14 protein-coding genes and 1 pseudogene are annotated in these 19,661 nt (G+C 61.8%); 6 read left to right on the top strand and 9 right to left on the bottom strand.

The genetic code is table 11. The annotated features are described in order from the left end of the window. Positions 1-51 precede the first annotated feature (51 nt). On the bottom strand, positions 52-612 hold the full coding sequence (locus HAP41_RS14345; protein ID WP_028150783.1) for a hypothetical protein: 561 nt from the start codon (positions 610-612) through the stop codon (positions 52-54). A gap of 289 nt (positions 613-901) precedes the next feature. Continuing rightward, the gene (locus tag HAP41_RS14340) at positions 902-2,683 is read right to left on the bottom strand and encodes a caspase family protein (protein ID WP_166100773.1); all 1,782 of its coding nucleotides are present in this window, start codon (positions 2,681-2,683) and stop codon (positions 902-904) included. Positions 2,684-2,894: 211 nt separating this feature from the next. Between HAP41_RS14340 and HAP41_RS14335 the strand changes: the two genes are divergently transcribed. The 4 genes from HAP41_RS14335 (at position 2,895) to HAP41_RS14320 (ending at position 7,051) form a co-directional block, all read left to right on the top strand. Continuing rightward, positions 2,895-3,665: a methyltransferase family protein gene (locus HAP41_RS14335; RefSeq protein WP_166100776.1), complete on the top strand. Its 771-nt coding sequence runs from the start codon at positions 2,895-2,897 to the stop codon at positions 3,663-3,665. Next, positions 3,649-3,885 carry a hypothetical protein gene (locus tag HAP41_RS14330; protein ID WP_176400441.1) on the top strand — a complete coding sequence of 79 codons (237 nt, stop codon included), beginning with the start codon at positions 3,649-3,651 and terminating at the stop codon, positions 3,883-3,885. Before HAP41_RS14335 ends, HAP41_RS14330 begins: the two co-directional genes overlap by 17 nt. A 161-nt stretch (positions 3,886-4,046) precedes the next feature. Then, entirely contained in the window at positions 4,047-5,924 is a 1,878-nt protein-coding gene (locus tag HAP41_RS14325) for a caspase family protein (RefSeq protein WP_175618130.1), read from the top strand. Between the two features lie 140 nt (positions 5,925-6,064). Then, the gene (locus HAP41_RS14320) at positions 6,065-7,051 is read left to right on the top strand and encodes an alpha/beta hydrolase family protein (RefSeq protein WP_063981828.1); all 987 of its coding nucleotides are present in this window, start codon (positions 6,065-6,067) and stop codon (positions 7,049-7,051) included. Positions 7,052-7,068: 17 nt separating this feature from the next. Here the strand turns inward: HAP41_RS14320 and HAP41_RS14315 are convergent, their stop codons facing one another. The 3 genes and pseudogenes from HAP41_RS14315 to HAP41_RS51020 all read right to left on the bottom strand — a co-directional run bounded on the left by HAP41_RS14315 (position 7,069) and on the right by HAP41_RS51020 (position 11,296). After that, the gene (locus HAP41_RS14315) at positions 7,069-7,626 is read right to left on the bottom strand and encodes a DUF4384 domain-containing protein (protein WP_224580845.1); all 558 of its coding nucleotides are present in this window, start codon (positions 7,624-7,626) and stop codon (positions 7,069-7,071) included. Between the two features lie 108 nt (positions 7,627-7,734). Then, entirely contained in the window at positions 7,735-9,516 is a 1,782-nt protein-coding gene (locus HAP41_RS14310) for a caspase family protein (RefSeq protein ID WP_224580846.1), read from the bottom strand. Positions 9,517-9,573: 57 nt separating this feature from the next. Beyond that, a pseudogene (locus tag HAP41_RS51020) lies at positions 9,574-11,296 on the bottom strand (hypothetical protein). Between the two features lie 181 nt (positions 11,297-11,477). Here HAP41_RS51020 and HAP41_RS14295 point away from each other — a divergent pair. Next, positions 11,478-11,735, top strand: a complete 258-nt coding sequence (locus HAP41_RS14295) for a hypothetical protein (protein ID WP_224580849.1) — start codon at positions 11,478-11,480, stop codon at positions 11,733-11,735. Positions 11,736-11,833: 98 nt separating this feature from the next. Beyond that, positions 11,834-12,817: a DUF4424 domain-containing protein gene (locus HAP41_RS14290; protein ID WP_063981824.1), complete on the top strand. Its 984-nt coding sequence runs from the start codon at positions 11,834-11,836 to the stop codon at positions 12,815-12,817. 9 nt (positions 12,818-12,826) lie between these two features. Here the strand turns inward: HAP41_RS14290 and HAP41_RS14285 are convergent, their stop codons facing one another. The 4 genes from HAP41_RS14285 to tssM are packed head-to-tail and all read right to left on the bottom strand — an operon-like array spanning position 12,827 to position 19,655. Beyond that, entirely contained in the window at positions 12,827-14,635 is a 1,809-nt protein-coding gene (locus HAP41_RS14285) for a serine/threonine-protein kinase (protein ID WP_166100790.1), read from the bottom strand. Next, the gene (locus HAP41_RS14280; protein WP_014493500.1) at positions 14,632-15,408 is read right to left on the bottom strand and encodes a PP2C family protein-serine/threonine phosphatase; all 777 of its coding nucleotides are present in this window, start codon (positions 15,406-15,408) and stop codon (positions 14,632-14,634) included. The genes HAP41_RS14285 and HAP41_RS14280 overlap by 4 nt, the downstream gene beginning before the upstream one ends. Before the next feature lie 6 nt (positions 15,409-15,414). Then, entirely contained in the window at positions 15,415-16,116 is a 702-nt protein-coding gene (tagF, locus tag HAP41_RS14275; protein WP_063981822.1) for a type VI secretion system-associated protein TagF, read from the bottom strand. Continuing rightward, a complete protein-coding gene (tssM, locus tag HAP41_RS14270; RefSeq protein WP_063981821.1) occupies positions 16,113-19,655 on the bottom strand; it encodes a type VI secretion system membrane subunit TssM in 3,543 nt (1,180 codons plus the stop codon). Before tssM ends, tagF begins: the two co-directional genes overlap by 4 nt. Positions 19,656-19,661 lie beyond the last annotated feature (6 nt).

Below are 19,661 nucleotides of genomic sequence, written 5' to 3'. Positions count from 1 at the left end.
TCGGACACGCGATCTGCAGGACGACGGCGACTTCGGCGGTCGGCCGACGACTTATCCGCCAAATCGCTTGACCAGCTTTGAGCCTTTGGCTGCATCGATCTGCTGGCCAGTCAAGTCGGAGCCGGCGCTCAATCCTTTCGTCATGAGGTTCTTGACGCGTTGCGCCGCCTGCTTCTCATTGGAATAGTCGATCTCGACATGATCGAGGCTCATCAGATGGCCAAGCTCGTGAGCCCAGGCGCGTCCATTGGCGTGGTCATTGCCATACCACTGGACGAAGCTTGCCGGCTCGGGTTCGCTATTGGGGTATGAACTTCCGCCGGCGGATAGATTTTCAATCGAATTGACGAGGTAGATGTGGATGGCATTGTCCGGATCGTGCCGAGAGGCAAGAACACCCAGCAATCGCTGATCATTGCTGCGCGCGCTCTTTGCCATGTCGAGCGGCTTCTCCATCAAGCAATCGCTGATCACGAACGCGATCTTGGCCTTTGACCAGATCGTATTGACCACGTCGAGCGCCTTCTTGGCCGTGTCGCTGCTCCATTGCCCGGGCTCAACGACCCCCCTGTCGGCAAATGGCGTGATGTAGATCCTCAACGGAATGGGCATCAGCTTCTCCGAAGTCCGAAATTCCGATCGTGAGCGGTTTGTTTGACCCTTGTTAGCCACAACGGCGACTAACGAGCCACGTTTCGCCCGCCTCGTCGACTGAACGTGAATCGGGTCAGACGAGCATGTGCCCCTGGTGCGTGGGTCGGCCAATCCAGCTGGAAAATGTGTCGCGAAGACCCGGAGGTCTCCGCAAGGAAAGACTGGGGCCGGGCTTACGTTCAGAATGGCCGATGCAGACTCGAACGGCATGCTTGAACACGGCGCTACACGATATCGGCTGAAATCTTCAGGGCAGGAAGAACATGAATGGCATTCCGCCGCCTTCCGGCTTGTTGCTTGCGCTGGCCTCGGGTCTTGCGGGTCTTGCAGGAGCAGCCTCCCTCTCCCTTCGTTCAAGTCTTGCGGACGGGGCCTGACGGACCTTGCGCTTCTCGCATTCATCGTCGCTATTCAGAAAGTAACCCGCAGCGCAGGCAATCTTGACACAACGATCGCCGTCGCGCTTGAGGCCGGATCCGCAAATCAAAGGACAAACCCGCGCCGGCTTGAGCTTGATCGCATCGAGCGCATCGGCGCTCGCGGTCTTGGTATCGAACTTGGTGCCGGCGCTTTGATTGAACAGCTCAAGCGAACGCCGCGACGCCGCATCCCACTCCCCACTGGCCGATCCCGTGAGGCAGCCGACCCGGCGCAATTCGGTTTGCACCGATTTTGCCAGCTCGGCTGGCGAAGGTGGCGGCACGGGCGCCTGTGGATTGGGGAGCGCTGCCACTTTTGTGTTCGCGTTTGCCTTCGCCTCTTGCGGCTGCCCTGTTGCTGATGGTGCAGCGTTCTTCGCGGCAGGTGCCGTTTCAGCCGCGACACGCCTTTGTTCGGCTTGAGCAGCCTGATGCTGCGCGGTTTCCTTGGCGGCCTCGGCGGCGGCCCGAGCTTCCTGCGCTGCCTTCAGATCCGACGCAGCCTTGGCAAGTTGCATCTGTTGTGCGCCCTCGTTCACGAGCCGCGCCTGCTCCTGCTCGGCCTGACGCGCCTTTTCGGCCGCAGCAACGCGCTTCTCCTCCGCATCGATTTTGGCGAGCTGAAGCTTTGCGAGACTTGCGTAGTAACCATCCGGATACTGGACGATGAAGAAGTTCAGTGCATCCTTGTTGCCAACCTGCAGCGCGAGCTCGTAGTCGCGCCGTATTTCGGATCGCAGCGTTGGCGATGGGACGGCTTCCTTCGCGGCCTCCTTGGCTGGTTCCCTGGTTGGCTCCTTGGCTGTTTCCTTGGCTGTTTCCTTGGCGGGCACCAGCGGCACGTCGTCGCCGCCAAGCGTGCCGTAAACATAGGGCTCCTGCCGATTGCCCGTCGCTTTCATGACGTCGTCGCGAACGAAGCCGAACACTCTGCGCAAATCCAGACCCGGAGTCCCGATATATTTGACCAATGCGGCAGCGTAGGGACTGTTCTTGCTGTTGCCGTCCGACGCTGTCGAGCCAGCCTTGGCGGCGAAGGCAACCAGAGTATTCGCCGTCGCCGGCTCAATTCGGGCAAGGCCCCGGCTGATGGACCGCGAGCCGACCGTCCGTTTCATCTTTTCGGAGAAAGGATTGTTGCGGCAAGCGTCGAGGATCACAAGTCGCAGCTGCCTTGCCGGTTCAATGGCCAGCATGACGCGATCGAGCGAAAACGCCTCATCGTACACATCCGTATCGCGCTCGAGGGTGGCGTCGACCGGGATCAGGTAGTTCGTACCTTCGATCTCCATACCATGACCGGCGTAGTAGATGACGGCCACATCTGCGTCGCGAGCCTGATCGGCAAAATCGCGCAGCGTGCGCCGCATCTCGATCGCCTGAAGATCCCGGCGGGTTTGCACAACGTCAAAACCTGCGTTCTTTAGTGTCGCCTCGACAATCGCAGCGTCATTGACGGGATTCGAAAGTGGCGCCGCGTTTTTGTAGGCAGAATTGCCAATGACAAGTGCGACGCGATTCCCCGCCCATGCCGGCTGACAGAAGAAGAGCAGCAGCACAGGAAGAAGGAACAAGATTCGGCGCAAATTCACGAATCCGTGCAAACCCATGGCAGTACTACTGTTTAATTATGCGCTTTATCATTCGTGTCGCCACGACAGGTTCGGTTCGATGACAACTCGACGATCCGGAGGGTCCGCGGAATGTGGAACCGCATGGGACCGACTGGAGTGGCCGCGCTCGGAGATGTGGCCAGCCAATTGACCTCTCCGGAGGCCTGGCGTCTAGTGAGGCAGATTTTGAGCGAGCGAGATCACTGCTGTGACTGACGCGAAGGTCGGCCAGGAGGGGACAGCGAGGAACCGGATCGCGGGCGGCGTCAATCCCTGGCTGGACTGGACCTCCAGGGTGGCCATCGTGATCGTCTATGGCGGGTCTGCTCTCATTGGCGCCGCCAGCATCCATCGCCTTCCGTTGGGCAGCGTGGACAACTTGCTGATGATCGCAGCCAGTATTGCCAACGTCCTGTTCCTTGGACTCGTTGCACTGACAACCATCACCCGCCTGGTCCCGACAATGAAGTCGAAGGGCGTTGAGATGCGGGTCTCGGCCTTGCTGGGCGCATTTCCGACCGTCACACTCGCTTTTCTTCCGAAGGCAGAGCTCGGCCCGATCTGGTCGGCTCTGTCCACGACGTTGATCCTGGTGGGGATCTCGCTTTCTATCGTGGTACTCCGCTGGTTGGGCAAATCCTTCAGCATTCTACCGGAGGCGAGGCGCCTTGTGACGGAAGGGCCTTATCGAGTCGTCCGGCATCCCCTCTACCTATGTGAGGGGATTGCGTTGGTCGGTGTCACACTTCAGGTCCTTTCACCACTTGCCGTGCTCATCGCCATCGTGGTTGCGATGATTCAGTGCCGACGAATGATCAACGAAGAGCGGATACTAAGACTGGCCTTCCCTGAATATGACGTCTATGCCGCGGCAACGCCCTTTCTGATCCCTGCAGGTCTGATCCCCGCGAGACTCGGGCGGCGAGCTTATCAGGCCGGCCCGGAGCTCTCGACCAAGGCGATTGATCCGCACGCCTGACACCGCGCTTCACGTCTCCTCGATGTGCGGCTCGGCGGAACTCAAGTTTGAAGCACGCCAGAGGCCTTGTGCCGCGCTACCACGAGCAGCCCCAAAAAAATCACTGTTTTATATCAACATCTTATATTGCGATCGCGCCCTCAGCAAAGCACTGGCGGGCACCTATCATCCACATGAAGCGGCGCACAACGCCCGGCGCAATATCTTCCTTGCCTTTTGAACGCGTCCGCATTTCGCAACAACACATAGGAATGGATCGGGCTCGAGATTGGTACTGTATGCAGATAGGCAGCCGCCAGTAGCGTACGAACTCAAGAGTTATTTCTTAGGCGGCCATCTTCGCGACGTCACCATTCTACGGGCATAGGTTGGGTGTTCGCCATGAGAGTGTACAGGCACCTTCGAGTTTTGCTTCTTCTCGCCGCTTCGCTGTTCCTGGCCTGTCAGCCAGCCTGGGCGACAAAGCGCGTGGCTTTGGTGGTCGGCAATGCCAACTATCAAAACGCCCCTCTGCTCCCAAACCCGGCCAACGACGCTGCGGCCATCACCGCAACCTTGAAGGGGGCAGGTTTCGATGTGGTTGACTCAAGACTTAACCTCGCCGCGACCGATATGCGGCGGGCCTTGAGAGAATTCGCCGATCAGGCCCGCAATGCCGACATAGCCCTGGTCTACTACGCTGGCCACGGTATCGAGATCGACGGGACAAACTATCTGATCCCGACCGACGCCAGACTCGAACGTGACACGGACATCTATGACGAAGCATTCTCGCTCGACCGCGTCCTGCTGGCGATTGAGCCTGCGAGGCAACTACGCGTGGTGATCGTCGACGCGTGCCGCAACAATCCGTTTGCCGACTCGATGAAACGTACAGTTGCCTCGCGATCGATCAGCCGCGGACTGGCCAGGGTCGAGCCCACCGTCTCCAACACGCTGATCGCGTTTGCCGCGAAAGCGGGACTGACCGCACTCGATGGCAACAGCCAGAATAGTCCGTACGCGACGGCTCTCGTGAAGTACATCGCAAAGCCGGGGCTCGACTTGCGAAGGGCTTTCGGCTTCGTCCGCGACGATGTCTTGCAAGCCACGGGCAACCGACAGGAGCCCTATGTCTACGGCTCGCTCGGCGGCGAAGACGTTGCGCTTGTTCCGGCTACCAAGGCCGAGGAGCCGGTACAGGCGGCCAACCCCCAGTCGGAAATTCGACGTGATTACGAATTGGCCCTGCAGCTCCGCAACAAGCCTGCTCTGAACGCGTTCCTGACCCAACATCCGGACGGATACTACTCAAATCTGGCCAAGCTGCAGCTCAATCAGCTCGACGCCGAGGACGCACGTGTCGCGGCCACGGCGAAAGCGCAGGAGGCCGAGCAGCAGCGAGCTCGCCTGATGTCCCAGGGCGCCCAGCGCGCCGACCAGGAGAAGGCGGCCGCGGAGCTGAAGGCTGCGGAAGAGGCCCGGATTGCGGCCGAGAAGACGAAGCAAGCGGCGCAGGAGCAAGCCGCCGAGGCGGAACGGAAACGTATTGCGTCCGAATCTACAATCGTCGCTGCACTCTCCGGGAATAAGCCGGCTGTTGAGAGTACCGTCGCGGATAACCCAGCGGCCGCTACGCCCGCTGAGGACAGCAAGACGCCCAAGCTTGCCGCGCTGAGCGACGAGCCGCGCCAGACCGATATCGCAAAGGCCGATCTCTCCAAGTCCGTAGATATCGCCAAGTCTGTACAAGGCGAATTGAGCCGCGTCGGCTGCTTCACCGGCGCCGTCAATGGCCAATGGAATGCGGCCTCACAGCGCTCGTTGGCTCTCTTCAACCGGCACGCGGGAACCAAATTCGACGCCAAGCTCGCAAGTCTCGACGCGCTTGACGCAATCAAGCTCAAGCCGTCCCGGGTCTGTCCCCTGATCTGTGATCATGGCTACAAGGCCGACGGTGACCAGTGCAGCAGGATCACCTGTGCCGAGGGTTCGTTCCTCAACGACGACAATGAATGCGAGAAGCGACGCGGGAAGAAACCGGTCGCAAAGCGCAACACGGACGAGCGTCCGTCACGTGCGGATCGTTCGGCCCGCGAGAGGCCGGCGCCGGCAGCCGACGTTCCGCGGCGACAAGCAACTGCGAGGTCCGGCGGCGGCGGTGGTCAGGTCGTTTGCGATCAATCTCTGTGCCGTCAGGTCCGTAGTGGCTGCCACCTCGAATACCGTGGCGGCGGCGGCCCCGGGGGCAACGTGGGTAATGTCGAGTCCTGCAACTAGCAACGCGCAAGGCTGCCACGGCGTCATGGAAGGCCAGGAGGCCGCGCGGATCTTGGTGTCGAGAAGGTGTGACGGGCGGCAGAGCTTAACACTGGGTCATCCAGGTCCGTGCCTGGATTGGCCGAAGCGGAGCGACCTGCGTGGTTGCGTGTGAGCTTGAGCAAAAGGACGCCAACGCCTTTCCCGGGGTGACGCTCTTCACGAAGCGGCAGGCCCCCGGCATGAAGCCGACGGCGGTTTATCTTCCGCCAAAGCACCCAACAGCTGCCACCAAGTTCGATGTCGTGATCTGGCTTCACGGCTTCTATGTCAAAAACCATGAATTCCTCTTCCACAGCGATCCAGCGCGGCTGCGCGAACAGGTCCGGGATTCCGGCAAGGACGTAGTGCTTATCGCGCCGTTCCTGGGCTACGAATATGCCGTTGGCGACACCTTTGCCGGAAACTACAGCGTGTCTGACCTGGCAACCGCGAACTGGGGCGAACGCTATCTCGAGGAGATCCTTGGAGCTCTTGCCAGGTTCCTGGGTCTCTCCTCGACGTCCATTCCTCAGCTCCAGATCGGCAAGCTCATCATCGCATGCCACTCCGGCGGTGGTAACGGCATGCGCAACCTCGTCGGGAGCCTTGGAAAGTATCAGGGCAAGCTGACGGCCTGTTGGGGATTTGACTGCCTCTACGGTGCCAATGCGCGGCCCGATGATGCGACCTTCTGGTACCAATGGTTGTCCGGACAGAGCGGCCGGGCGCTCGAGATCGTGTATGGTCCATCAACTCTGCCGCAATCGGTGAAGCTGGACCTGATCGGGCGTGGGCTGGCGACGACCGATGGCAATCAAACTCAGCCTCAGCGCCCTGCCCTCAAGAACCTCAGCGTAAGCTTGGGTCATTACGATCTATTCCCGGCATTTGGCCAGATGGTCAGGGTCAACGATCTTGACCCGGCTTTCGTGGATCGCTTCATGATACCGCAGGTCGCGGACCAGCCGCGGCATAAGCCAGCGCCGCAGCGCGGGGAATTCCTCCAGCACGCAATTTCCAACGTTCGCAGCGCTTTTCCCTTTCCAAAGGACATTCATTACATGATCGCCCGGGGTGGCTTCTTCAGCCGACTGAGCAAGCTATAACCCAAGCTTCACAGGGCTCACTTGATGGAATAGGATTTGACGTCGAACGACCAATTGTTCGTCACCAGCTTTCCGCTGCTGTTGTCCGGCACGCGCAGCTCGCTGGTCCAGGCCGATAGATAGCTCAATGCGTCGGCCTGACCTTCCAGCTTGCGGGGCATGTCCGGCAAATCGAGCAACTGCACGCGTCGCTCGCTCAGGATGGCGATCATCACTGCGGACCCTGTTGGCGGTGCGACGACGTATTCAAAACCACGCTGTCGCGCCGCCGGGGCAGGAACAACAAATTCGACACCCGGCTTGACGAGATTGATGTCGCGTTCGTTCGACTGCGCCAATAGCTCGGGGGTCGGAAAGATCTGGGACATCCGCCCTTCCGCGTCGACGTCGACCAAAATGAGATATCCAGTCTTCCTGGCTGTAACGCCGAACGAGACCTTGCCGCCGACGTTGACGGTCTGGCTCGGCAGGATCTGAAGGGACACACTCGCGGTATTGGTCTGCCCGCGCACCGCTTGTACCGGCCAAAGCCAACGTGCGTACGTCGTGCCGACATGCAACGACGCCGTCGGCAATGGTGCTGCGGGCGCAGCTCCGCTACCCGCCAGTAGCAGCAGGAATGCGAGCCATGGTCGCGCCTGGCGGATCGGCCGAGATGACGGCATGGCCTGCTCCCCTAAGAGTCAGGGGGCACTGAAGAAGCCGATCGAGGCGATTCGCGCGTCTGCGGGCAAGTAACGCTCGAGACTCTTGATCACTTGCCCCGAGGCGCGACGCCGGTTGAACTGCATTAGGGCTGTCTCAAGATCTACCATGCGTTGCTGCGAGGTCACCGCAACGATCTGTTCCGCACCGAACGGCTCGCCGACCCTGAGCGGTAAGCGCAAACTCGCCGATCGGGCCAGCGCCGCATCAGAACCCACCGGATACAACAATTGGATGGTGCCATCGCCAGACACATTGAACAGCAGCACCGCCCTTGACGCCACATCAGACAGGTCAACTTCGACAGTCTGGCCAGCACGCTGTTGGCGATCGTCTGGCCAGATGCGCATGATCTGCGGCGACCGGGTCGCAATGCGTTTCAGTTCACGAATTGCCGCTGTCCGATCGACTACCGTCGGCAAGTTCGCAACGTCGATCCCGTAGGCGACCACGTCGCCCCACGCGATCACGTCGTGCGACACGGGATCCCAGATCAGGTCGGGATTGTCCGTCGGTTGAACCGCCTGCACGGGAACATCCTTTGGCTTCACGCTTGCAAAATAGCTTGTCTTGCCGTCGAGCGCCGCCAGCCGGATTGGTGCAGCGAGGCGGAGAGGCCCCGGCGCGTCGCCGGTCGGAAGTTCCTTGGTCGCCGCCGCGGCAAGGGTCGGAGTGGTTGGTGCCTTGGCCGTGACAGCCGGTGGCGCGGGCGCCTGTCCCTCGACGGCCCCCCCGGATCCGGCCGGACCAGAGGCAGCTCTCGCGGCCGGCCCCTGAATCAGCACGACACCGCGCGTCAATTCGAAGGCGACGTCGGTATCCGGCGTCTGAGGCGGCGATGATATGGTCACGATGTTCTGGCGCTGGTCCGAGAGCTGATAGACCACCTGTCGAGCATTGCTGAAGAGCTCCTTGAGCGTCACCTTCCCATCGTGATTGATGTCTGCGCTCCCCTCCACCGCCCGCGCGACCGCATAGCTGAGAGCCCCGCGCAAGCCATCGATGCCAGGGATGCGGACTTCCGGCGCCTTGGTGTAGCGGTCCACCGCAGCCAGGAACGCCGTGTGGTCAAGATCGAGTTCTGACTTCGGATCGTTGCTGTCCGACACCGGCTTCAGTTCGTCGACCAGCAACGTGTAACGCGGGACCTGCCGGAAGCTCATCTCAGCGGCACGCGGATCGATATCGCGCACCATACCGCCACCGTGGCAGGTATCAGCCACGAAGATCACCCTCGCCCCGCGCAGCTCGAACTGCCGGATGAAATGGTTGAACTCACTGCCCAGAACACGTTCAACCGACCCGGTTGGCGTGGTTTCAAAGCCTGGCAGCAAGAACACGTTTTCCATTCCGTCCGGCTCCGAGCCCTTGACGCGCTCCGGCTCCTGGGTGCCATGACCGGCGATCGACAGAAAGATGAGGTCGTTGTTCTTGGTCCGCTCCACCAGTGCACTGATCTCGCGCAGGACGCTTGCCCTGTCGGCCTGGGCGTTCGTCAGTACGACGACGTCGCCAACCCCCATGTTTTTCAAGCTGGTCACGATGTCAGTGGCGTCAGCGACCGCGCCCTTCAATTTCCGCACGTGCTGATAGTCATCGATCCCGATCACGAGCGCGCGCACCGCCGCCCCGTCCGGATTGCTGATCGACAGTCCTCCTGCCGCATATGCGTGAGGGGTTATCAGCCCGATCAACGCAGCGAGCCCGATGGTGGCGCATAGCTGCCTGATCCCGCAATAAAATCCTCTGGGCATCCGCATCGTGATCCACCTCGACATCATGCCTACCCATTTTGTAGCTCTGGCGACACACCGGGTTCAGCGCCTTTTGCTTGCCGTTTTGCGGCCCGCCGGCGATTGTTCGGTCTCCTGATAGGCGCTCGCTGAAACTGCCGTCTGATCGTCCGCGAAGGCTCGAAAGCGGACCGGAACGTAGCCGCGCGAAAGCAGGCTCGCCAACGGGTAGACGTTGCGGCAGACGCGGCCGTTGCAGCCGCCGGTCGAGGATTCCATCACCTCGGCCTTGCGATCAGGCGTGAACCGCAGGAACAACATCACGTGCGAGCCCGGCTTGTTCAGCGCATCGCCCGGCCTCAGGTCCCAGGGATTTGCCACGGCGGCTGCGATCGCGGGGATAGCGGCAGTCGTGTAGTGGACGGACAGCCCCCACGCGGCGCTGACGAAGGCCGAACAGTCGACGCCAGCCACATCCGGCCGTGGCGCATTGCGAGTGCACACATTGCCAGCCAGCGTTCCGCTCTCGATCCGCTGCCGGAAGTTCGCGAGCGAACCGTGGCAGCCCCAGCAATAGGGTACGCCGCGGACCTCCTGATTCACCTTTCCCTGCAGATACCACGGCCGACGAACACGGCTGAAGCCGCTGCATTGGCTGTCGGGATCGTTGCCGTAATTCGCCTGCGTCAGCTTCCACTGGATGCCCTCGAACGCAAACGCTGTCTCGATCGCCTGCTGGCGATTGGACGGTCTCACGGCGGCCGACGCGTCAAATTTGACGCCGGATTGCGGTGCCGGCGCGGCTGCCGTTCGCGACGGCCGCACGTCGATAATCGAAGCGTTGGTCAGAGGCCTGAAGCACGCCGACCACTTCAATACCGTCCGGTTTGGTCCGCAGGAAATAGACATCGCCATCGCCCGAAACCGTTACGAATCGCCGGGTCAGCGGCGTGTTTTCCAAAGGAAGCTCATAGATTCCTTCGAGACGGCCGTTCGCGGCATAGCGTGCGACGAACGTAGAGGCATTCTTTCCCGATGGCGGGACGTCCTCCGCCAACACATAGAAGCGGTCACTGTTGTCAATCTCGAGAAACTCTACCGTGCCGAGCTGGTTGCGCACCCGCAGGCCGAGCTGGCCGATCGTCTCGTTGGTGACCATGGTCTGGATTTCGACCCGTACGCTGGCATTGCCCTTGTCCGGAATGATGTCGGCGATCACCGAGCCCTTGCTTCGAGTAGCAACATATTGCCGGTCGGGCTGCCGCGTCGTCTTGATGATGGCCGCGCGGGTGTTCTGGTCGAGCAGGTCGGTCGCGCTGCCTGGCGCCTGTGATCCCATCTGGGCAAAAGCGGAGACGGCGACCTGGTCGTCCGTGCCGCGGCTCGAGACCTCTTCAAGCTGGATCACATCACCACCGAGGCCGCGCGTGGATTGCCCCGGCGCCGCCTTCAGCGTCCGTACGCCGCCGTCCCAAACCATGATGTCGTCGTTGTGGACGACGAGATCCGTCGGCTGGACGTCTTTCGGCATATTGAGGACGTCAGGATTCGAGCTCGGCTGTTTCGGATCAAATTGGAGGATGCGACCGTTGATCTGATCGAGCACAAACAGGTTGCCCTGCCCATCGGCGCTGAGTGCTTGCGGTCCCGCGAGTTCCACGTCCTCGCTGGCCGGGACGATGCCGACCATGGAAGCAGCCGAACCGCCGGCAAAGCTGCGTACAACGGTATCGTCGGCGTACGCCTTGGTTCCAAGAATGCCAGCGCCAACAATGAAGACCCAGATCCAATGATTTGGACGAAGCATGTTCGCCTCAATGTACCCCGAACCGATCGCCGCGTCGGATCGACTAATCCGAGATGCCGTTGATGCGGCGCGTCAATTAGTGGTGAGCAATCTCAATCACGTTCAATCTATCACTGGACGGTGATAGTCCGAATGTCTTCAGCTTGCGGTGCAAAACATGGCCCGGAATAGATTTGAGCAGGTGAGCGAAGTCCAGCCCGACGCGATCACGCTTGTCCTGAAACGCGACAATGACGGCATCTCCGGATCGATCGTGCTGCCGGCCGCCGCGAGCGGGGGACGGCTGACCACCGACCAGGTCAGCGCGCAGTTGCCGGCTCAGGATGCTTTTCGCGGCGCGATCCGGCTGGCAAACGACGTAAAGCTCGCGCTCGTAGTGTGCGATCCAGACGGGGTCTGGAAGTCCGAGTGGGGCGATCTTTATCAGCCGATCGATTGACCCGCATCGGATGGAACCAGCATATGCTGCGACGCCGCATCGAGACTAGCTTGTCGAACGGACCCTCCCCCCGACCATCGTTCCGGATACGGGCCTTGATGGTCGCGCTGCTGGTTGCGACGGGCTGGCCGGCACGCGCCAACGACTCGGCTGCGGAATTGTCGATCGGCGGGCTCCAGTTCGTGCGCACCAATGACGTGGCCATGGAGAGCGAGAACCTTCGTATCGCGCTCGACAGGATTAGCGTTCGCTACCAATTCGCCAACGTCACCGCCAGGCCGGTCACGCTTACCGTTGCCTTTCCGCTGCCCGACATCGACCTGTCGGAGGCTGAGAACATCGCACTGCCGTCAAATGATCCGATCAACTTCGTCGACTTCGAGACCAAGGTCGATGGCAGCCCGGCGCCGCTGACCGTCGATCAGCGCGCCATGGTCGGCAACAGGGATGTCGGTGCCCTGCTCCGCGAACTCAAGTTGCCACTGCTGCCGATTGGTAGCCGCGAGATCCGGGTGAACGACCTGCCCGAGGCGACCCGGGCCCGGCTCGTGGACGACGGACTTCTGATACCTGCGGGAAAGAGCGACAACGGCCGGCAGCAATATGCGCCGGGTTGGGTTATCAAGACCTCGGCCGTGCGCCAGCAGGTGTTTCCGCCCATGCGCACCGTCTTGGTCGAACACCAGTACCGGCCGAGCGTCGGCTCCAGTCCCGACACCATCCTGCGCTCGAGCCTCCGCCGCAGCGGCGCACTCGCTCAGGAAGTCGCCCGTTACCGGAAAGAGTACTGCGTCCAGGATACGTTCCTCGCCGAACTCGACAAGCGCGCGGGCAGTAACCAAACCAACAGCGCGAAGCTGCAGGAGCGGCGCATATCGTATGTGCTCAAGACCGGCGCGAATTGGGCCGGGCCGATCCGCTCGTTCAAACTGACTATCGACCCAGGCGGCAGCGACCGCTTGGTGAGCTTCTGTCCCGGGCGGCTAAAGGCATCGTCTGCTACTGGAAACATGCTTGAATATACAGCAAGCGACTTCAAGCCGGATGCCGACCTGAAAATCCTGGTGATCGGAACATTCTGAGCGTGCCGGTCAATTGGTGAGCAGCACGTAACGCGCGGCCGCGATGACGGTCACCTTGTTGCGCTGAGCCTCGCTTAGCGCCTGCAGAAAGAACGTGTCGGCAGCCATCGGTCGCGGCTGGCGCAATGAGTCCAGAACCTGCGGAACCGCCACGACCAACAGCAATTGCGGACCGCTCGCGCGCGCTGTCGGGAGCGTAAACGAAAGTGAGTCGATGCCCGGCTTCAGAAGGTAGGAGAGGCTCTGGACTTCGCCGCGATCTGACACCATGAGCAGCTCGACCACGCGGTTGGCAAAGTTCTCAATGGTCCCATTGAGGGTTTCGCCGCCCTTCAGCTCTGTCGCTGACAGGGTGATGCGTGGCATTCGCGCCTGATCGCTCCCGACCTGACTCAAGAACTTGACGGCAGGGCATTGCGCCTGGGTCACTTGCCTGACGCCGACCGAAGCTTCGAAACCCTGCTCACGCCGAAACGCTTTGTCGAAGGTGTCGAATGGGGCGGTCGAGGCACCGAACCCTTCGATGACAGCCGCATTTGGGCTCACAGCAATCGGCAAGACAAAGAAGCAGTCACCGCCAGAATATTGGGCCACGTATTTGCGGATGCGCTCAGCTCGCCCCGGCCCATCGAGCGCCGGAGACGGCGTTGCCGTCGGCTGCGCGGACAACTTCTCTGTCTCTTGGCGTCCGGGCTGTGGTCCAGCGGGCTCGACCTTCGGCGGCACCATTGTTCCAGCGAGTTTCGGAGGTGGCGGCAAAACCGCTGTGCCGGGCGCTGACCAGACCAGCTTGTAGAAGGCATATCCGCCACCGCCGACCAGCAGCAACAATGCCGCCACGCCCGCCCCCAGCCAGAGGCCGCGCGCGCTCCGCGCGGTCGACGGTATCCTGTCCTGCGACGCCGGCGCCGCGCTTTCCGGCCGCCGTAGCGGATCGAAGCCATATAACGGCGCGGCCGGTGTCTGGGCCGAACCGGTTGGCGTCCAGTTGGCGACCTCCCCCATGGTCGGGCGCAATGCCGGATCAGGCTGCAGCATCCGCTCCAGCAAAGGCCGGATTCGCATATCCACCGCACCGAGATCGGGCATACGCCGTCGCTTCTCCACCAGTTGAAACTGGCTGCCGCCCATGTCGAGTTTCTGCCCGGTCAGCGCATGGAACAGCACAAGACCGAAGCTGTAGACATCGGATTTCGCAGTCACGTCATTGCCGTACAACCCAACCTGTTCCGGCGATGCGTAATTGTCCTTGCCGGCGAAGCCCGAGCCGATGATGGTCTTGTCACCCATCTGGGTCGACCGCGCGATGCCGAAGTCGATGATCTTGGCCCGCCTGACGTCGTCGAGCGGAACGATGATGTTGTCCGGAGAAACGTCACGATGGATGATGCCGTGCTCATGGGCGGCCTCCAGTCCCGATGCGACGCGCTGCATCAGCCTGATCAGCGCCTCGAAGGCCAACGGCCCATCATCGAGCATGTTAGAGAGCGAGCGGCCATTCACGAATTCCATCGCGAGATAAGGTCGCTGCAGCACCGGCTCCACGGTAAACAGGAAGTAGCGAACGATCGCGTCATGCGGAAGATTGTGGAGTGCCGCGGCCTCTCGACGGAACAGCGCGAGCGCCGCCTCGTTGTCAACCATGTCGGGCAGCAGCATTTTCACCGCAACAGGCGATCCAGTCTGGATCTCACGGCATTTGTACACCTCACCCATGCCGCCCGCGCCGATCACCGCTTCGATCTCGTAAATGCCGTTGAGACGCGTGCCGGGCGGCACGCCGTGATAGGACGATCGGAACGGATCGTTCGGGGTCATGGTTGCGGCTCCCGATTGAGCGGAGATCTTGTCGCCTCCTGAGATCGTGGCGTCAGCAGTCGCACGATCACAATCGTCACGTTGTCGAGCCCGCCACGATCAAGAGCCAGCGCGAGCATGTCATCGCAAGCCGCCTGGGCGCGTCGCGTAGCCGCGTGCTGCAGGATCTCGTCGTCCTGCACGTGCCTGGTCAGGCCATCGCTGCAGATCACGAAGATATCCTCCGGCTCGGCCGGGCCTGTCACCACCTCAAATTCCGGATCATCGGCGACACCGACGGCACGAGTAATGGCATTGCTCGGCCAATCATTCACGTCTTCGCGCGAAAGCGCACCTTCGGCGATCAGTTCCTCCAGTTCGCTGTGATCATGCGACACTTGGCTAATTGCGCCACGACTGATCAGGTAGACCCGGCTGTCACCCGCCCATATGCAGGCATAGTAGCTATCGCGAACGAGCAGAACCGCCGCTGTGGTCCCGACGGTGGCCCCCTGTCGTTCATGACTTAGCGCCAGTATCTGCTGGTTTGCGCTGAACAGCCGTTCCTCGCATTCCGCCAGCAGGTCTGCGGCTGATTCTGGCGTGCCGATCGCGTCAAGCGACTGCACGACAATGCGACTGGCGAGATCGCCGGCCTCGTGACCACCCATACCGTCGGCGACCGCCCAAAGGCCGACGTCGGTTCGTACCAAACATGAATCCTCGTTCCGCTCCCGCACCCGTCCGGCATGGGTGACGCTACCAACATCGAACAAGGATGGAATATGCACCATCGCGTGTCATCCATTCCCGGATGCCGCGTGGCCGAGATCACCGGTCAGCAGCGTGATGTAGTGAAACGGATCTGGTAATCCGCGGCAACTCAGCGCCATTGGCGGAAAGCCTTCCCCTCCGGCGGTCCACCAGAAGCTGGCCGCGGCGTAGACCTGTGGGTTGGCGGCGCAAAGTGCTGCAAACGACCCCGCGAAGGCGTCGACCGCCGAAGCCCTTCCCATTGTCGCACTACCAAGCGACGTGATCGCCGGACCGCCGGCGATGGTCTCCTGCAGTCGTGGCACCGCAAGCTGATCCAATGCATCGGAGATCTGCTCGAAGGTTGCCGCCCGATCCAGGGTCGAAAGCATGAACGCCTCCACTTGCCCGAACCATTCGTCCTGCGGATCAATGCTCGGCGGCGGCAGCGAGACGGCCTCGCCGGTCACCGCATGCAGGGTCAAGGGATAGTATCGCCCCACCCCGTCGAGCGAGGGCATGATCGCACCCGCCACTGTCGTGCCGCAGATCGCGGCGCCGAGCCAAAACCGCCAGACCGGAGCGGTCAGAAAGGCCTGCTGCCATCCTGGGCCAAGCTGGTGGCGACTTGCTGACAGCGCGGCCTGTACCCACGGCTCCCAGGCTTCCAGGAAGCTGCGCGGGGTCGCGATCGCGATGAAATCGCGCTTGGCGCCGATCTTGCCGAATAGCCCGCAACGCATGGTCATATCCCGGTCGGGCAACGAAACTCGCGCAGCACTGACAGATTCAGCGGGTTGCGCAACGACCCAGTCGAAATTTGATAGTTGAGCTCGCGCCCCGCGACGATGAAAGTCGCGCTGGCCGTTTCCGCTTTCACAACCAATGAGCCCGCCTCTAGCATCCGAAATAACGACCAGGGACCAATGCGCTCGAGCACGGATGGCGCGCCGGTGTCGTTACTAACTGAAATTGCCGTTCGCGGCGCTGGGCCCGGCCATAGGACGGTCGTTGGCGAGTTGCTCTGAGGCGGTGGTGGTGGCGGTGGCGTCGGTTGCGGACCGCCGAACAAGGACGACGTGGCCGGTCCGGGAATGGTTGGGCTCGCAATCGTGGTGCCGCCGATCTCGGTCTTAACGGTCACGCCTGGCCCCGGTGCCCCAGGAGGCCGGATCGCGAAAGAAACGGCGGGCACACCGCCGCCCGTCTGGAAGAACGCATCCCGGATATAAGCCGCATTCTGGAATTGTTTGAGCGTGTCGGGCGAGAACGACCGACCAACGGGGCTCTCCTTGCGCCAAGCCCAGTCCGACCGCGACGTGTCGGCATAAGGTGCCAGGTACTGGGTGAAGAACTTGTCCATAACGCCGTTCGGACTGAACAATTTGGCAAAATCCGCCAGCGGGACTTCCTGGCCGCTGCTGCGGACAAACGGGTAGCGGTTGGTCACGGTCTGTTGGCAGACCGGCGTGACCTGATCGCGCAACGTTTGCAGGATTTGCCCAGCGGTTGAAGCCGCGATGCTGCCTTCGAACTCCGCGGCTGCAGCGCGCAGCATGTCGGAGAATGGCGGCGGCATGCGCGAGGCATTGTTGCGGAGCGCTGCGACCTGGGTCTGAAGCGCAGCCGTGGCCTGTGCTGTCAGTTGGGGATTCTCGATGATCAACGTGAGGTTCTGCGCGATGTCGTTCAGGTTCGCGACGGTCGAGTCGATCGGCCGGCGGGTGCTCTCGCCTTCGAGCGCCGCGTGGTAAGGTTTGAACTGTGCCTCGATCGTCGCGCCAGGCGGTCCATCCTGGGCATTCGTGAAGAGTGCCGGCGCCGGTGCGGCAGCTGGCGCCGAAGCGTTCGCCGGCTTCGCCCGTTCCTTGGTCAGCACCGTCTCATCGCGCACCGATTCCAGAATTTGCCGCATCGGCGAGGTCGGCGCCGAAAGCGCCCGCAGCACCTCGTATTTCGGCTTGTCGGCGAGCAGCTTCTTCAGGCGCAGGCTCCCGAGCGCCGTTCGCCAGGTCGTCACGAAATCGTTGGAATAGATGTTGAGCAGATCGCCGGCCAGATTGTCGTACTGCTGGTCGATGGCCGACTGCTGGCCTGCATCACCCAAAACCCATCGCTCCCGCTTCATCCGCTCAGACAATCCGGACAGCCGGGCGACGAACTTCTGATGGAAGCCGTTATACGTGAAGAACTCAGGTACCCGCACCGCGTCCAAAGGCTGCCCCGTCGTGGTTTCGAACACGACACCCATGTCGGGTCCGCCATGGCGGCTAGCGATCCAGTCGCCAGCGGTCGATGCGCGAGCCTCCGATTTCAGAAACTCGTAGGCACGTTGCGACACGCTCAGGCGCGCCAAGGAGCTCTGGGCCTGCTTGATCAACCGGCCGTCGAGTTCGACCAGCGGCTGCTGCTCGGTCTCGAGGTCGAACATTGCCACGAGGTTCTCGTCGAGCAGACGCCGCCCTTCCGCGTTGGTGGCGCCAGGATAGAGGTTGTCCGCCCAGTCACGTTGCATCCAGGAGCGGATCAGCTCGCGGTCCGGCGACTGCAGGCCGCCGACCATCAGATAGACCTTGAGCGCCTCGTAGACGAAGGCAGGTTCGTTGATGCGCGCATTGAGCTGCTCCTCGAGGCGATACAGCAGACGCGGCCGGAACATGCGCTCAAGCGCCGTATGATAGGCCGCCTTCGAGGGCGACAGCAGCCGGGCGTGCTGACTGAGCCCGTAGCGAGCCGACAGAGGCACCGACTCGCCGCGCGATCCGTAGCCTGCCGGGGCGTTGCGCAGCCGGTAGAGCAGCGGCAGCACCTTGTCGAGATCATGATCGGCAATCAGCGTCTGCTTGATAAGTGGTGCGCCGGCGGCCGCATACTCGCTATCCGCCTGCAGGCTTTGCTCGATCAAATCGGAGTTCCGCTTGTAGCTCATCAGCCAGGCTGCGATCAGTCCGATCGAGACCAGGCCGATCAATGACAGGGCCGCGGTTTTCAGGATCAGCGCGCGGCGCACCGCGGCACGGTCGGTCGAGACCCAGTCGGCCTCGCCGATGATGACCTTGGAAATCAGATCGGCGAGGAAGAAGCTCTTGCCCGTGCCCGAATAGGATCCGGAACCGACCTCCTCAGCGCCGAACGTACGTGCCAGCGACCCGATCAATTGGTCGATCGGCGTGCCCTGCTGCGTACCCGAGGTGAAGTAGAAACCGCGCAGGTTCGCGTTCACGTGATAGCGCGTCGGCTCGAAGATCTGGTTGAGGAAGTCGTGGATCTGGGGCTTGAGCCGCGCCATCTGTGCCGGAAAGCCGAACAATTGCACGCGGTGCTGGGGCGTCGGCTCGTCCTGCAGACGGTCGAGCGTCTCCTCGCTCAGGCGCTCCAGCAGACGGTCGAACTCGACCGGGATCTGCCCCACCAGATTCTGGGTCTTGTCTGCGGTCTGGAACGTGGCACCCCAGACCTGGCGGCGGCCGGCCTCGCCGAGATAGGCGAAATACTCGGTGAAGCCGGCAACGAGATCGGCTTTGGTAAATAGCGCGTAGACCGGGAAGCTGACCTTGAGCCTCTGATGCAACTCGAGCAGGCGCATCCTAATGGCATCGGCGTGAAGTGCGAGTTCCTGCTTCGGCAGCGTCAGGATGTCTTCGATACTGATGGCGACAAGGACGCCGTTGATCGGCTGGCGCGACCGGCTTTTCTTCAGGATGTCCAGGAACGCCAGCCAGCTATCCTTGTCGGCCTTGCTGTTGGAGTCCTGGGTCGTGTAGCGGCCGGCGGTATCGATCAGCACCGCCTCCTCGGTGAACCACCAATCGCAGTAGCGCGTACCGCCGACCCCCGCGATCGCTGCGGGCGTCGCCCCGCGCGCGAGCGGAAATTTGAGCCCGGAATTGACCAGCGCCGTGGTCTTGCCGGCTCCGGGCGGACCGATGATGACGTACCACGGCAGATCGTAGAGATAGCCCGACTTGTTGCCGCTGGCGGTCTTCAGCGTCGCGAGCGCATCCTTCATGCGCTCCTTGAGCACCGGTTCATCGCTGACGGGCTGGTCCGCACCAGCGATGCCATCGGCAATCTCCTTGGCACTCTTGCGCCGCTTGAACAGATTGAGGCCAACAATGCCTGCCACGACCGTGGTGAGCAGCAGAATAGCGATCTGCCGGACGATATGGTTCTCCAGCGGCCGCCAGTCGCCGAACGCGATGAAGGGACCGGCGAGATAGATCACCGCTCCGAGCGAGCTGAGCCCTACTCCGTAGAGAACGATGCGAAGAATGTCCTTGGCAAGCATCTAACC

The sequence above is a fragment of the Bradyrhizobium barranii subsp. apii genome, assembly GCF_011516635.5.
Lineage (GTDB): Bacteria > Pseudomonadota > Alphaproteobacteria > Rhizobiales > Xanthobacteraceae > Bradyrhizobium > Bradyrhizobium barranii.
Note: the sequence above shows the minus strand (reverse complement) of the source record. Positions and strands in the feature narration are given on the sequence as shown.